Here is a 14,961-nt window from a genome sequence, read left to right as displayed (position 1 = left end):
TTATTGAAAAATTTGAGATTATTTAAATGTTATAAAGGAGATACTCCATGTTTAAAAAAATATCTTTATGGTTTTATATAGCCCTTGCGGTTATCGGTGCATTTTCTTTTGCAACAGCAGGATGTGGAAATAGCCCAACTTCCAACACCAATGATTCAGGTAAACTAAAAATAGTAGCTACAACTACCATGCTTACTGATTTAGCACAACAAATCGGTGGCGATAAAGTTGAAGTATCCGGACTTATGAAAGCCGGTGTAGACCCACATCTTTACCAAGCAAGTGCCGGTGATGTAGATGCCATGAACAAGGCAGATGTTGTAGTTTATAACGGTGTACATTTAGAAGGTAAGATGAGTGCCATTTTTGATAATCTCAGTAAACAAAACAAACCAATGATTCGTGTCAGTGACGGCATTGATGAGTCTACTTTACTCGATTTCGAAGAAGATGGTGAAATGACTAAAGACCCACACATCTGGTTCTCCGTTAATAACTGGAAAGCTGCAGCTAATGAAGTAGCTAAGGGATTTGCTTCCAAAGACCCGGAAAACAAAGAGTACTATGAATCCAACTTAAAAGCTTATTTAGTAAAATTAGATGAACTTGACAAAAAAATAAAAGAAGAAGTCAACGCTGTTGCACCTCAATCTAGAGTTCTTGTTACTGCACATGATGCATTCGCTTATTTTGCAAGAGATTATGGATTTGAAGTAAAAGGAATTCAAGGTATCAGCACTGCTAGTGAAGCAGGTACTTCTGATATCAGTAACTTAGCTGCTTTCATTGCAGATAATAAAATAAAAGCAATTTTTGTAGAATCTTCTGTTCCTCATAAAACCATTGAATCCTTACAAGCTGCTGTAAAAGCACACGGATTTGATGTTTCTATCGGCGGTGAACTTTATTCTGACTCTTTAGGTGATGCCGATACTAACGAAGGTACCTACATCGGTATGTATGAACATAATATCAAGACAATTACAGGTGCTTTAAAATAAGCATAATCTTTAAGACATTGTTCGTATATACATATAAAAAGCATAGGATGCTGAGATTATGCAAAACTCAGTTTCTATGCTTTTTACAACTCTATTTTACTAAACAATAAATCCATTTATTTTATAAAGCCAAGAGGTATATCGTGGAAAATCATGTTATTGAATTAGAAGATATCACTGCCGCATATGATGAACAACCTGTATTATGGGATCTTGACCTTAATATAAAAAAAGGGTCTCTTCTGGGAATTATAGGTCCTAATGGCGCAGGAAAATCAACCCTTTTAAAAATTATTTTAAATTTATTATCCCCTATTTCAGGAAGAATTCGTTTTTCTATTGACGGAGAAACTTCCCCTAAAAAAGCAAGAAAAAAAATAGCTTATGTACCACAAAACGGTTCTGTTAATTGGGATTTCCCTGCAACGGTTTCAGATATTGTTCTGATGGGGCGTTATGGTCACATTGGATGGTGTAAGCGTCCAACAAGAGCAGATAAACTTATTGCAAAAGAAATGCTTAGTCGTGTAGGTATGGATGAATATGAGCATAGACAAATTAATGAACTTTCCGGTGGACAACAACAAAGGGTTTTTCTTGCTAGAGCACTTGCTCAACAAGCTTCTGTATATCTTTTAGATGAACCTTTTAAAGGTGTAGATGTCCAAACAGAAAAAATTATAGTTGACATTTTAAAAGACATGCAAACTCATAATCAAACAATTGTAGTTGTACACCATGCATTACAAACAGTCCCACTTTACTTTGATCAAGTAGCAATGATTAACAGACAATTAATTGCCGCCGGACCGGTAGAAAAAACTTTTACCCCGGAGAACATTGATAAAACATTTTCTCCCTTACAAAAGGAGCATATGACAGATGGAAATAATACACTTATTTAATTTAGCACTCTGGAGTGATTATACATTTCAAATTGTTTTAGCAGGAACTACTATACTAGGCATTCTTTGTGGTATTCTAGGATCATTTATTGTACTTCGCCGTGAAGCACTTTTAGGGGATGGTATAGCACATTCTGCATATCCCGGAATTATGTTGGCGTTTATGTTTATGGGTGTAAAAACATTGGATGGACTTCTTTTAGGTGCTTTTTTCTCTGCATTAATCGCACTAAGTATTATCCTTCTTGCTAAACAATATACAAAACTTCCTTTTGATGGAATACTTGCTGCCATACTATCCTCATTTTTTGGAGCGGGGTTAGTACTTGCTGCTATTATTCAACATTCCGGAAATGCTAACCAATCAGGACTTAATCAATTCATATTTGGACAAGCCTCAACTATTTTATACAGAGATGTAATTTTAACTGCGGGTCTATCATTATTAATATTAATAGTTGTTTGTGTGTTTTGGAAAGAATTAAAGCTAATGGCATTTGACCCGGATTATGCACGTTCATTAGGTTTTCCAGGTGGAAAATTAAATATTTTATTATCATTTTTAACGATGACTACTGTTCTACTCTCTATACAAGCAGTAGGTATTATCTTAATGAGTGCTATGTTAATTGCACCATCCATCGCAGCAAGACAGTGGACCAGACGATTAGAACCAATGGTTATTTTATCAGCCTTTATCGGTGCACTTTCTTCAGCACTGGGAACCATTGCAAGCTCTACTATTTCCAAAATGCCGACCGGACCGGCAATTGTAGTTATTGCTTCCATTTTTGCTATCTTTAGTATTCTTTTGGCACCTAAACGCGGTATCATCAGTCAATACTTCCATCGCAAAAAAATATCTAAAGAGATTTTAAAAGGAGGCTCCTAATGAATTCCTTTGCTGAAATTCTGATTATTGCGCTGTTTACATCTACAGCCTGTGCTCTTCCGGGAAATTTCTTAGCACTAAGAAAAATGTCTATGCTTACAGATGCAATTAGTCATACAGTTCTCTTAGGCATCATTACCGCCTTTCTTATCTGTGGTGACTTAAGTTCTCCATTTTTAATTATTGGAGCAACCATAATGGGAGTTTTTACCGTTTGGCTTATTGAATTACTTTATAACAGTAAGCTTGTAGCATCGGATTCTGCAATCGGTCTAATATTTCCTTTATTGTTTAGTATAGGTGTTATTCTAATTACACGATATGCAGGAAATGTTCATCTAGATACAGATTGTGTTCTTTTAGGTGAATTAGCGTTTGCTCCCTTTGACCGTTTAGTGATTAATGGCATAGATTATGGTGCCAAAGGAATCTATATAAGTGGGCTGATTCTTTTAATTGTTTCCTCACTCATTACTTTATTTTACAAAGAAATAAAACTTGCTACATTTGATCCTATACTTTGTGCAACATTGGGATTTTCTCCCCTATTAATTCATTATGGACTTATGAGTTTAGTTTCGTTAGTAGCAGTAACTTCTTTTCAATCCATAGGATCTATTTTAGTTATTGCATTTATGATCATTCCGGCTATGACAGCTGCCCTTTGGACTCGAACACTAACCTCACGTCTTATCCTTAGTTGTCTTCTTGGTGCGGCAGGATCTATCCTGGGAATACTGGGCGCTATTTATCTGGATACGTCTTTAGCCGGCATGATGGCAGCAATATTAGGTATACTTTTTATTATCTCGCTTATTATTGCCCCTTCTACCGGTCTACTCGCGTCCTTTCAACGCAAAAAAAATCAACAATTTGCATTTGGTAGAGAAACTTTATTACAGCATCTGTTATTTCACTATAATACCGATTTAATGACAAGAGAAAATGCTATAGATACACTTCCTATTCATATGAAATGGTCTAAGACTTTTACAAATAAAATTTGTGAATCTCTTATCAAAGACGGTTATGTGATAAAACAAGGAAATCTATTACTCCCTACCAAACAAGGAAAGTTGCACAATCAATTTTATAGAGAGAATTTACATAGCTAATAAAAAGAAACGCTGCAATATATTGCAGCGTTTCTTTTTATTCTACTCCAAGTTCTTGTTCTACAGCTGATACAATATCATTAATAACTCTTTCCAATAATTCCGGGGAACTTGCTTCTCCCATAACACGAATTAAAGGCTCTGTTCCGGATGCACGTACTAATATACGACCATTATTTCCTAATTCTGCTTTCGCGGCTTCTATGGTATTTTGAATAAGTTCATTATTCTCCCAACCAATTTTACTATATACTTTTACATTCTTCAGTAATTGTGGATAAGTAGTCATGAGATTACGTAATTCGGATAACTTTTTACCGCTCTCCTTTAACGTAACTAAAGTTTGTACTGCAGTAATCAATCCGTCACCGGTAGAATTATAATCAAGGAAAATAATATGTCCCGACTGTTCTCCACCAATAGAATACCCGTGTTTTTTCATTTCTTCAAGTACATATCTGTCTCCTACTTGAGTAAATGAAGTACGAATACCATAAGATTCTAATGCTTTACCAAATCCCAAATTACTCATGACAGTTCCAACAACCAGATTTTGAGACAATCGTCCTTCTTGTTTCATACGTAGTGCATTAATAATCATAAGATGGTCTCCATCAAGTAATTGTCCTTCTTCATCAACAAAAAGACAACGATCTGCATCACCATCATTAGCAATACCACATGTGGCACCCTCTTCAACCACATATTTTTGCAGTTCTTCTATATGAGTAGATCCACAATTATCATTAATATTGATACCGTTCGGTTCTTTGTGTATAGCAATTACTTCCGCACCAAGTTTTTTTAATAATCTTGGTAAATAATTACTAGCTGCACCATTCGCAGAATCAGTAACTACTTTAATTCCATGTAAATCGGTAGATGCCGTTTGCAATACATAATCAGTATATTGTTCTGCTAACTCATATACATAACGAATAACACCAACATCTTTCCCTGTAGGGCGAATAATTTCTTCACTATGCTTGAGTAATTCTTCAATTTTTTCCTCTGCAGCATCAGGAAGTTTAAAGCCGTTCGCATCAAAAAATTTAATTCCATTATCCGGAAACGGATTATGTGATGCCGAAATAACTACCCCGGCATCATATTTTCCGGTTCTAGTCAAATAAGCAACACCAGGCGTAGGAATGACTCCTACAATATCCACATTAATACCAGAAGCGCATAAACCTGCTGCTAAAGCTGCCTCTATCATGGTACCTGAAATGCGAGTATCCCTTCCTACTAAAAAACGATGTACACCTGCTATACCACTAAAATATGATCCCGCAGCTCTACCTAATTGATAAGCCAACTCAGGAAGCAATGTAGCATTGACTACTCCGCGTACACCATCCGTGCCAAACAAAGTGACCATTCTTTATCCTCCAACTATCATTTTGTATGATATCTAATTGACAGCTTACTTATTCTTCATAAAAATACTATCTTAATTATTATCGGCAATCTCAATAGTAACATCCACCGTAGCCGGCGTAACGATCCCATTATCCGGAGTTGGAATCTCTACTGTTTTTACAATACTGGTATCCATCCCCGAGAGATCTATTGCTGAAAGTTTTATTTCATGATTTTTTGAAAAAAAACTGATAGGAGCAGTTACAGTAACCATACTTGGCCGTGCAGATATTTTCTTTATAGCATGCCCTTCTGCAACAGTTCCGGTAGTAACTACTTTAATAGGAATATTTCCTGTCTTCTGCTCTTCGGTAATCTTTACAGAAACCTGTACTTGTGCAGGCATAATATCAAGTCCTGTAATAGTTTTACCATCAGCATCAACAATACCAATGTTGTCATATTCATAAAAATCCGCATTTCTACCGGTTATATTTATAGAAACTATAGCTTTTTCTGCTATGGATACTTTGCTTTGTGCCCCCGCAATCGTTACTGTATCAGGTGATACACTACCAATAGATGGTGAGAAACTGGAGCTAGGTGTGCCAAAGAAATCAGTTGTTACAGGAATACTCTTCACTGCATATGGCTCAACCGTAAGAGTAAAAGTCTGCGGGGTCATTGATACAACGGTTTCATCAGAAGCAGGAAGTACTACTTGAATAGGTATATTCGCATAATTTCCACTAGCTACTTCAGACAAATCAACATAGGCTTTAATATCATCACTTCGAGTCTTTATCATTTGACTTCTAGACATACGAACCACTACTTGGATCTCTGTAGGTACATTTATAGCTACTAAAGATCTGTCTAAATTCTTCACTTCAACAGGTACTATATAGGTGCTTTCCACTTGTGGATCTTGCTCATTCATAACATATGCCCAAAAAGCACATGCTGCAATAAGACATAATATCTTAGGAAGCCACCATTGTAATTTTGTTATATTCATTTAAGTGGACTCCATTTCTGAATTACATCACTCACACCTTTTCGATGTCCTTGCATAAGAAAACCACGAAGCCGATTTCGTAACGTTTCCGCATCTACATGACGATAAATATGTCCGCCATAAGTATAAGATATAATCCCGGTTTCTTCACTAACTACCACCACTACACAATCCGCTTGCTCAGAAATTCCAATAGCTGCACGATGTCTTGTCCCCAATTCGGAAGAAAGTGTTCTATCTCGAGTTAACGGCAATAAGCACCCTGCTGCCATAATTCTATTTTCACGAATAATAACAGCACCATCATGAAGCGGCGTATTGACAATAAAAATATTTCCCAATAACTCTTCTGAAACAAGCCCTTCTAAACGTATACCAGTATCTATATAATCATCTAATCCAACCATACGTTCAAATACAATCAATGCCCCTATTTTCTTCTCCCCCATAGCAAAAGCGGAGTCTACTACATTATCAATAATTCCTCCCCACTCCTGCTCCGTCATAATAGGAGAAGATATATAAAATTTACCACGCCCAATTTGTTCCAATGCTCTACGAAGTTCAGGCTGGAATACTACAGGAAGTGCAACTAAAATCATGGTCATCAACTTTTCCATAATCCAACTTACTGCATGTAAATGAATCCATCTAGCTAATAAAGTAAACAATCCTAAAAGAAGCAACCCTTTTAACAAAGCTGTCGCTCTAGTATTTTTCATCAATATATAGATATTATATAAAAAAAGTGTAACTACAAGGATATCTAATATATCCCAAGCTCTCATTGTCATAAACAAAGCAGTGATTTGACTAAACATAGAATTCCTCTACTTAATACCAGCATTATATATCATATGCAGTATTATTTTATCATATTATCAGGCGATTGTTAAAAAAGACAAAAGGATATATCCTTTTGTCTTTTTCTTTTCAAAATTTACATACAATAAGTTAAATATCATTATGTAAAAAGGCTAAATGTTCTTTTGTAAATTCAATCCATAAACGAGTTGCTCTGGATAAATATCTACCTTTTTTCCAAATTGCATATAAATGATGTGTCATTTTGGGTTCTGTAAGTGGACGAACTACTATATCACTATTTTCTTCATTAAATGGACATAAACGACTTGGTAAAATAGCAACGCCTAATCCACATCCTACCGTTTGAAGCATAAGTTCTCTTTGACTGGTCTCAAAAACAATCTTGGGTGTAAATCCAATTTTCTTGCAATTATTAAGAATATCATCATGAAGATTAAAATCATCCCTATATAACACAAGAGGATAATCGGCTAAAATTCTTAGTGGAATTTCTTTTTGCTCTTCTAAGGGATACCCTTTAGGCATAACTACACACATACGATCTTCTGATAAGAAAAAAGACTCAAAATTTTTATTAGGAATAGTACAAATAATTCCTACATCAATAACTCCTTCTTGCACCGAAGATTCAATAATTTTAGATCCATGCTCATAAAGTTTAATTGCAACTTGTGGATAGGCAGCTTTAAATTTTCCTAACAATTTTGCAAATACATGTGCATCGGTAATTGGCGGTAACCCAATTTCCACAGTATCCTGTTTCAGGTTAAATTCATTTTCAAAATCTGATTTAAGATGCTCAAACACAAAAAGAGCTCGTTTAGCATAATTTAAGAAAATCGTTCCAGGTGCAGTAAGTTCTACAGTCTTAGCATTACGAATAAAAAGAGTAACTCCCATTTCATCTTCCAAAGATTTAATCATACGACTAATTGCTGACTGCGAAATGTGAAGACTTCTTGCCGCTTTACTAAAACTTTTTTGCTGTGCTACTTCCATAAAATACTTTAGATGTCTATAGTCCATAGGTATCCTCTCATTGATATATTTTATTATCTAACCTGCACATAGTTATATACACTATAGTAATAACTCTTTATATTTCATTGTACTTACTGCACTTTTAACCTATAATGTAACAGGAGATAAAAATAGTTCTATTTATAAATAATAATAGATAACAAACTATTCTAATGTCCATGTATACAAAATAGATTGTATCTCATGCTATTTTATCATAGTTTTACATGGTACTCAATTTTAAAATATCTACAGATAAAAAGGAGTGTGTTCTCATTGAGGAAAACTAAGACTATGGATGGGAATACGGCAGCTGCCTATATTTCTTATGCCTTTACAGAAGTAGCTGCCATTTACCCCATCACACCATCATCTACTATGGCTGAATTAGTAGATGAATGGGCTGCTCATGGAAAGAAAAACATTTTTGGAGACACCGTACATGTCGTCGAAATGCAAGCAGAAAGTGGTGCAGCAGGAGCTTTTCATGGTGCGCTGGAAAGTGGTGCACTCACATCAACTTACACCGCTTCTCAAGGTATGCTTTTAATGTTACCTAATATGTATAAAGTAGCGGGTGAATTATTACCGGGTGTATTCCATATAGCCGCACGTGCATTGGCTAATCATGCACTTTCCATTTTCGGAGACCACCAAGACGTTATGGCGGCACGTGCTACCGGTTGCGCTATTCTAGCAGAATCCAATCCCCAAGAAGTCATGGATCTTGCAGGCATTGCACATTTAACAGCCATAAAAGGACGAGTTCCTTTTATTAATTTTTTTGATGGATTCAGAACCAGTCATGAAATTCAAAAAATTGAAGTTTTAGAGTATGAAGAATTAAAAAAATTAATTGATCAGAAAGCATTAACTGCCTTTAGAAATCGTTCTATGACTCCTAACAAACCGGTTATTCGTGGTACAGCCGAAAATCCGGATGTCTATTTTCAACATTGCGAAGCATCCAATCCATTCTATTTAGCAATCCCTGATATGGTCCAAGAGTATATGGATAAAATTTCTGCATTAACCGGGCGTAACTATCACCTCTTTGATTATTACGGTGCTCCTGATGCAGAGCGAGTTATTGTTTCCATCGGCTCCGTATCAGATGTTATAAAAGATGTTGCAGATATTTTGTGTGAAAATGGTGAAAAAGTAGGTATGTTGAATGTGCATCTCTATAGACCATTTTCAATCAAACATTTTATTGAACAACTTCCTAAAACAGTTAAAAAAATCGCCGTGTTGGATCGTACTCGTGAGCCGGGATCTATCGGTGAACCATTATACCTAGATGTACAAAGTGCTATTGCCGGTTCTGATATCGATGCTCGTGTAGTAGGCGGCAGATATGGATTAGGTTCTAAAGATGTAATCCCTGAAGATATTATGGCAGTATACAAGCATTTAGAATCAGATAGACCTAGACATAATTTTACCTTGGGTATAAAGGATGATGTAACTCATCTCTCCTTAGCACCTATTTCACTTCCCGAAAAAGATGATCAGTGTATTTCTTGTAAATTCTGGGGATTCGGTTCTGACGGAACCGTAGGTGCTAATAAGAGTGCCATCAAAATTATCGGTGATAATACGGATATGTATGCACAAGGATATTTCTCCTATGATTCCCGAAAATCAGGTGGTGTAACAATATCTCATTTACGTTTTGGCCCAAATCCTATTCGTAAACCGTATCTAATTACGCAAGCCAACTATATTGCATGTCATCGACCATCTTACATTTATAAATACAATCTTCTCCGTGGACTCAAACCCGGTGGAACATTTGTATTAAACAGCCGTTGGAAACCGGAAGACCTTGATCATGTATTACCGGCAACAATGAAGAGAAAATTAGCTGCATTGAATGCTCGTTTTTACATTGTAAATGCTTTTGATATTGCCAAAGAAATTGGTCTTGGCGGTCGTATTAACATGATTATGCAAGCTGCTTTTTTCCATCTAACCGGAATAATCCCTGATGAAAAAGCCTGTGAATTACTTTATGAATCCATAGAACATTCTTATGGACGTAAAGGTCAACATATTGTGGATATGAATAATCGTGCAGTAGATGCCGGTATGCAAAGTGTTTATGAGGTAACTATTCCACCGGAATGGAAGCATGCTACTACAGGTGGTTCTATATCGACTATTCCTCGCCCTAAATTTGTATCTGAAATTTGTGATGTAATGAACCGACAAGAAGGCGATGATTTACCTGTATCTGCATTTAAAGGTTGGGAAGACGGTACTTTCTTACCGGGTACAACTAAATATGAGCGTCCAACCACAGCTATTTCTGTACCGGAATGGATTCCTGAAAACTGTATCAGCTGTAATCAGTGTTCTGTAGTATGCCCACATGCAGCTATCCGACCGGTACTTGTTACAGAGGAAGAAGTGGCTAATGCACCGGAAGGATTTATTGTAAAAGATTTCCCCGGTCCTAAAAAAGGACTTAAGTTTCGCATTGTAGTAGATCCGGAAGACTGCTATGGTTGTAACCTTTGTGCGAATGTATGTCCAGCAAAAGAAAAAGCGTTAGTCATGAAACCTATTGAAACCCAAATAGATAAACAACCTCTTTGGGATTATGCAATGTCCTTACCACAAAAGGAAAATCCATTAAAACCCAATACATTACGAGGATCCCAATTCCAACCAACATATTTTGAGTTTTCCGGTGCTTGCGCCGGTTGTGGTGAAACGCCATACATTCATTTAATTACCAACCTATTTGGTGATCGCATGATGATTGCTAATGCCACAGGATGTTCTTCTATATTTGGTGCTAGTGCTCCATCTATTCCTTACACCACCGACGATAAAGGTTGTGGTCCTGCATGGGCAAACTCTTTATTTGAAGACAATGCAGAGTTCGGATTAGGTATGTATCTTGGAGAGAAAAAACTTCGTAGCCGAGTAATTAATAAAATAGAATCTTTACTTCCTGAAGCCACCGGCGAAGTAAAAGCTGCTATGGAGAATTGGCTTGAAAATAAAGATATCGGTGCCACTACCAGACTTCATGCAGATAGACTTGAAACCGCACTGGAAGAAGAAGTAGCTCTTCACCCTGAATATAAAGACTTGCTTAAGTTAAAAGATCATTTCATTAAAAAGAGCCAATGGATATTCGGTGGAGATGGTTGGGCATATGATATTGGCTTTGGAGGACTTGATCAAGTTCTCGCATCAGGCGAAGACGTCAACATCTTGGTATTAGATACCGAAGTATACTCCAATACCGGCGGACAATCTTCTAAAGCTACTCCTGCAGCTGCGATTGCAAAATTTGCCGCATCAGGCAAGAGAACTCGTAAAAAAGATTTAGGAATGATGGCAATTTCTTATGGATACATTTATGTTGCTCAAATTGCCTTAGGTGCAGATATGAACCAAGCACTAAAAGCAATTTCTGAAGCAGAATCATATCCGGGACCATCCTTAATTATCTGTTATTGCCCATGTATTAATCATGGTCTACGTAAAGGCATGGGAAATACCATCAATGAAGAAAAATCAGCTGTAGAATGTGGATATTGGTGTACATGGCGTTATAATCCAACGCTTTTAGAAAAAGGAAAAAACCCATTCCATTTAGATAGTAGGGAACCCAAAGGAAATTTCCATGACTTCTTACTAGGAGAAGTTCGCTACTCCTCTTTGCTGAAATTATTCCCGGAACAAGCGGAAGCTTTATTCCAAAAAACAGAGAATGACGCACGTGCACGCCGTCAAAGCTATGTACGTCTACAAAAATCTTTTGACTTGGAAATTGCAGAGCGCAAAGCAAAAGAAGCAGAACTTGCATCTGTTAACTAAACAGCAAAACAAAAAGATACATTTCTATGAAATGTATCTTTTTGTTTTACGTATTTAAATGTTCCTCATTCCAACAAGAGGTTTTAATTCCAATCTCTTTGGAGCAGAATCTATTTTCATTTATCATGTATGTATATGTAGTTTTTCGAACATAACAAAATCCAATATATAATAACGGAATATTACAGTAAACGATAATAATATTCCCTAAATCGGAGAAAGCCCAAAGATTGCTCAAATCATATCCGGCAATATTACAAAAAATACCAAAAGCTGCTACAAATACGCCTGTTCCCCGAATACAGTTAATAAATACGGGAGAGGATGAAATTCGATTAGCTGCTATTTCAGAAAAAGTAATCATCCCCACCATAGTCGTATATGCAAAAAGACAAAAACATAAAGAAACTAATCCCATAACAATTGAATCTATAACCCCCGGTACCATCGCATGAATTGATAAGAGAAACTTAGGATAGGTTCCCGATTGCTGCCATACAGGAGTATTCCATTGTTGCCCCATAATAACAATAAATCCTGTCATCGTACAAATAATATGTGTATCTAAAAATACCCCTAATGCCGCAATAAGTCCCTGTTCACTGGGATGTCGAGCATCCGCAGCAGCAGCGGCCATAGTAATCGTTCCTTGTCCGGCTTCATTAGACATCAGACCTCTCTTAACACCCTGTACTAAAGCTGTGCCAAATGCACCTCCAAATATAGCTTCAGGTGTAAATGCCCCCGAGAATACAGATTGGAAAAAATATGGTATTCGATGTGTATTAGTTACAATAAGAAAAGCTACTGTCAATATGTAGATAATAGCCATAATCGGAACCATAGCATTAGTAGCTTTTGTTACTCGCTTAATCCCGCCAAAAGCAATAACTGCCGCCAGTATAATAACGATAGTCGAAACAATATAATAAAAACTTGATTGTACCGAAATCGAGTTCCCTATAAAAATTTCTGCTATAGCTCCCATAGAAGATACTACATTAAATCCTTGTGCGGGAAGACAAAACATGGCGTAAAGAATATAAATACAAGACAATACCACTCCGATCCATGCTTTATTTCCTAATAATTGGCGTGCATAAAAGGGAAGTCCTCCTACGTATACATCTCCACGTTTTTCTTTAAACAACTGTGATAACACACTTTCTGTATAAGCAGTCGCCATACCAAAAAAAGCAGATATCCACATCCAAAATAGAGCACCGGGACCGCCTGTCGCAATAGCTCCCGTTACACCAATAATATTACCCGGTCCCACTCTCATTGCTGAACTAAGAAAAAATGCAGTTAACGGTGATATACCGGACTGTATTTGTTTATGTTGAATTAAAAGTTTGATACCTTTTTTAAAATATTTGATTTGTATAAAACCCAAACTTAATGTGAAATAAATACCGGAACCTACCAATACAATAATTGCCAGTGAAAAATCTCCTAAAAGAGGAATTTCTCTATACCATTCAAAATTTTTAGGAAAGTCCCAGAAAAAATCAGATATGGGTGTAATAAAAGAAAGTATTGCATTCACTGCTGCCAAAAGGCTTCCCATTCTTGCCTCCTAAATAAAACGAGAGTCAAAGTTTAATTGGATAACTCTGACTCTCCATAATAATAAACTCTAAATAATTTTTACTGTTTAGCACCTACTGCGTCCATTGCTTCTCTCAATTTAGCAGCAAGCCCTGTCATTTTCTTCTTTGAAACAGAACATACCGCTAAACGAATCCCTTTCTTTAATGGAACCATAAATATATTTTCTTCCTGTAGTTTATCACAAACTGCTTGTGCACCATCTACCGGAATAGTAATAAAGAAACCGGATATGTAAGGAACAAACTTAATATTGCATTCTTGAGCTTCTTTCATAAAAATATCTGCTCGTTGCTGAATTAATTCAAAATATTGCTTACGCTCCAAATCTAATCTTTTAACTTTTTCCGCATCTTTACAAATAGAAATCATAGCTTGTTGTGGTGCACTATTACCATTTGACCAAGTAGCACGACTCGAATACTGGTTAATATCTACAAATTCTTGTGCAACTCCTTCATCAGAAGTAACCGCAATCATGGCTCCCATACGTTGTCCATAAATAGTAAAACCTTTACTCAAAGTATATGCAACAATCGTTAAAATGTTTTTTGGTAAATTACTGAAAACTTTAAAAAATCTTCTACATTCTTCTTTTTCACCACTATAATCAAGATATGCAACATCCGGTACAAATATAATATTTTTGTCAGTACCTTCTACTGATTCTCGTATAATATTCACTGCAAGTTGCCACTCTTCAATTGTTAAACAAAATCCGGTCGGATTATTAGCAATACCATTAAATAAAATAACGGTATTCTGTTGCTTACTTACTAAATATTCAACTTGTTTCTTAAAATCTACACTATCAAAATGTCCTTCTTCATTAATTAAAGAAAAAGTACGAATTTTACGAAGATTATCTTGAATAACACTATCGTATGCCCCCCAGTGCCAATCAGAAATAAGAATTTCATCTCCGATAGCACTATAGTTATGTACTGCATGATGAAGAACTCCTGTGCCGCCGGATGTAGATACAGCACGAATATACCCTTCAGGACGTGAAGAACAAAAACATTGCTCAATACATGCCTCTAAATATCCTTGATACCCTTGAATAGGAGCATAAGCAGCATATTGACGAGGTGTTAACTTTTTATACTCTTCCTGCACCACATTTAATACAACTAAATTGCCTTCTTCATCGAGAATAGATCCTACTGTAGCATTAATAACTTTATCATTTCCTAATTTATCTGCTAAAGCAACGGCTTTATTATTTGAAGCAAAAATATTGTCTTGCGCAAATTTTCCTTTTGCATGTTCTGCAGCAATACTATACATTGTAACCTCCTAAAAACAAAGGAATCATATTGATAATGTTCTATAGAGCTTCTGATATGACCATTTTACCAACCACTACTAT

General features: G+C 36.2%; 11 protein-coding genes. 5 read left to right on the top strand and 6 right to left on the bottom strand.

Annotated features, from left to right (window positions below; translation table 11 throughout):
- Positions 1-47 precede the first annotated feature (47 nt).
- The 4 genes from BCB69_RS00640 (at position 48) to BCB69_RS00625 (ending at position 3,913) form a co-directional block, all read left to right on the top strand.
- Positions 48-1,001: a metal ABC transporter solute-binding protein, Zn/Mn family gene (locus BCB69_RS00640; RefSeq protein WP_069176722.1), complete on the top strand. Its 954-nt coding sequence runs from the start codon at positions 48-50 to the stop codon at positions 999-1,001.
- A 143-nt stretch (positions 1,002-1,144) separates the two neighbouring features.
- Positions 1,145-1,906 carry a metal ABC transporter ATP-binding protein gene (locus tag BCB69_RS00635; RefSeq protein ID WP_173644812.1) on the top strand — a complete coding sequence of 254 codons (762 nt, stop codon included), beginning with the start codon at positions 1,145-1,147 and terminating at the stop codon, positions 1,904-1,906.
- Positions 1,884-2,798, top strand: coding sequence for a metal ABC transporter permease (locus tag BCB69_RS00630; protein WP_022513644.1), 915 nt, complete (start codon positions 1,884-1,886; stop codon positions 2,796-2,798). The genes BCB69_RS00635 and BCB69_RS00630 overlap by 23 nt, the downstream gene beginning before the upstream one ends.
- The gene (locus BCB69_RS00625; RefSeq protein WP_069176720.1) at positions 2,798-3,913 is read left to right on the top strand and encodes a metal ABC transporter permease; all 1,116 of its coding nucleotides are present in this window, start codon (positions 2,798-2,800) and stop codon (positions 3,911-3,913) included. The genes BCB69_RS00630 and BCB69_RS00625 overlap by 1 nt, the downstream gene beginning before the upstream one ends.
- Positions 3,914-3,950: 37 nt before the next feature.
- On the opposite strand, the gene glmM is transcribed toward BCB69_RS00625, so the two are convergent.
- The 4 genes from glmM to BCB69_RS00605 all read right to left on the bottom strand — a co-directional run bounded on the left by glmM (position 3,951) and on the right by BCB69_RS00605 (position 8,147).
- Positions 3,951-5,294: a phosphoglucosamine mutase gene (gene glmM / locus BCB69_RS00620; protein WP_022513646.1), complete on the bottom strand. Its 1,344-nt coding sequence runs from the start codon at positions 5,292-5,294 to the stop codon at positions 3,951-3,953.
- A 72-nt stretch (positions 5,295-5,366) separates the two neighbouring features.
- Positions 5,367-6,293, bottom strand: a complete 927-nt coding sequence (locus BCB69_RS00615) for a CdaR family protein (protein WP_022513647.1) — start codon at positions 6,291-6,293, stop codon at positions 5,367-5,369.
- Positions 6,290-7,114: a diadenylate cyclase CdaA gene (gene cdaA / locus BCB69_RS00610; protein WP_069176719.1), complete on the bottom strand. Its 825-nt coding sequence runs from the start codon at positions 7,112-7,114 to the stop codon at positions 6,290-6,292. The genes BCB69_RS00615 and cdaA overlap by 4 nt, the downstream gene beginning before the upstream one ends.
- Positions 7,115-7,247: 133 nt before the next feature.
- On the bottom strand, positions 7,248-8,147 hold the full coding sequence (locus BCB69_RS00605) for a LysR family transcriptional regulator (protein WP_022513649.1): 900 nt from the start codon (positions 8,145-8,147) through the stop codon (positions 7,248-7,250).
- A gap of 288 nt (positions 8,148-8,435) precedes the next feature.
- Here BCB69_RS00605 and nifJ point away from each other — a divergent pair, with 288 nt between their 5' ends.
- On the top strand, positions 8,436-11,978 hold the full coding sequence (gene nifJ / locus BCB69_RS00600) for a pyruvate:ferredoxin (flavodoxin) oxidoreductase (RefSeq protein ID WP_216821558.1): 3,543 nt from the start codon (positions 8,436-8,438) through the stop codon (positions 11,976-11,978).
- 46 nt (positions 11,979-12,024) lie between these two features.
- On the opposite strand, the gene BCB69_RS00595 is transcribed toward nifJ, so the two are convergent.
- A complete protein-coding gene (locus BCB69_RS00595; protein ID WP_022513070.1) occupies positions 12,025-13,548 on the bottom strand; it encodes an alanine/glycine:cation symporter family protein in 1,524 nt (507 codons plus the stop codon).
- 80 nt (positions 13,549-13,628) lie between these two features.
- Positions 13,629-14,879 carry a pyridoxal phosphate-dependent aminotransferase gene (locus BCB69_RS00590; RefSeq protein ID WP_022513069.1) on the bottom strand — a complete coding sequence of 417 codons (1,251 nt, stop codon included), beginning with the start codon at positions 14,877-14,879 and terminating at the stop codon, positions 13,629-13,631.
- Positions 14,880-14,961 lie beyond the last annotated feature (82 nt).

This window comes from Dialister pneumosintes, assembly GCF_001717505.1.
Lineage (GTDB): Bacteria > Bacillota > Negativicutes > Veillonellales > Dialisteraceae > Allisonella > Allisonella pneumosinta.
The sequence above is the reverse complement of the archived record's forward strand: the minus strand, read 5'-3'. Positions and strand labels throughout refer to the sequence as shown.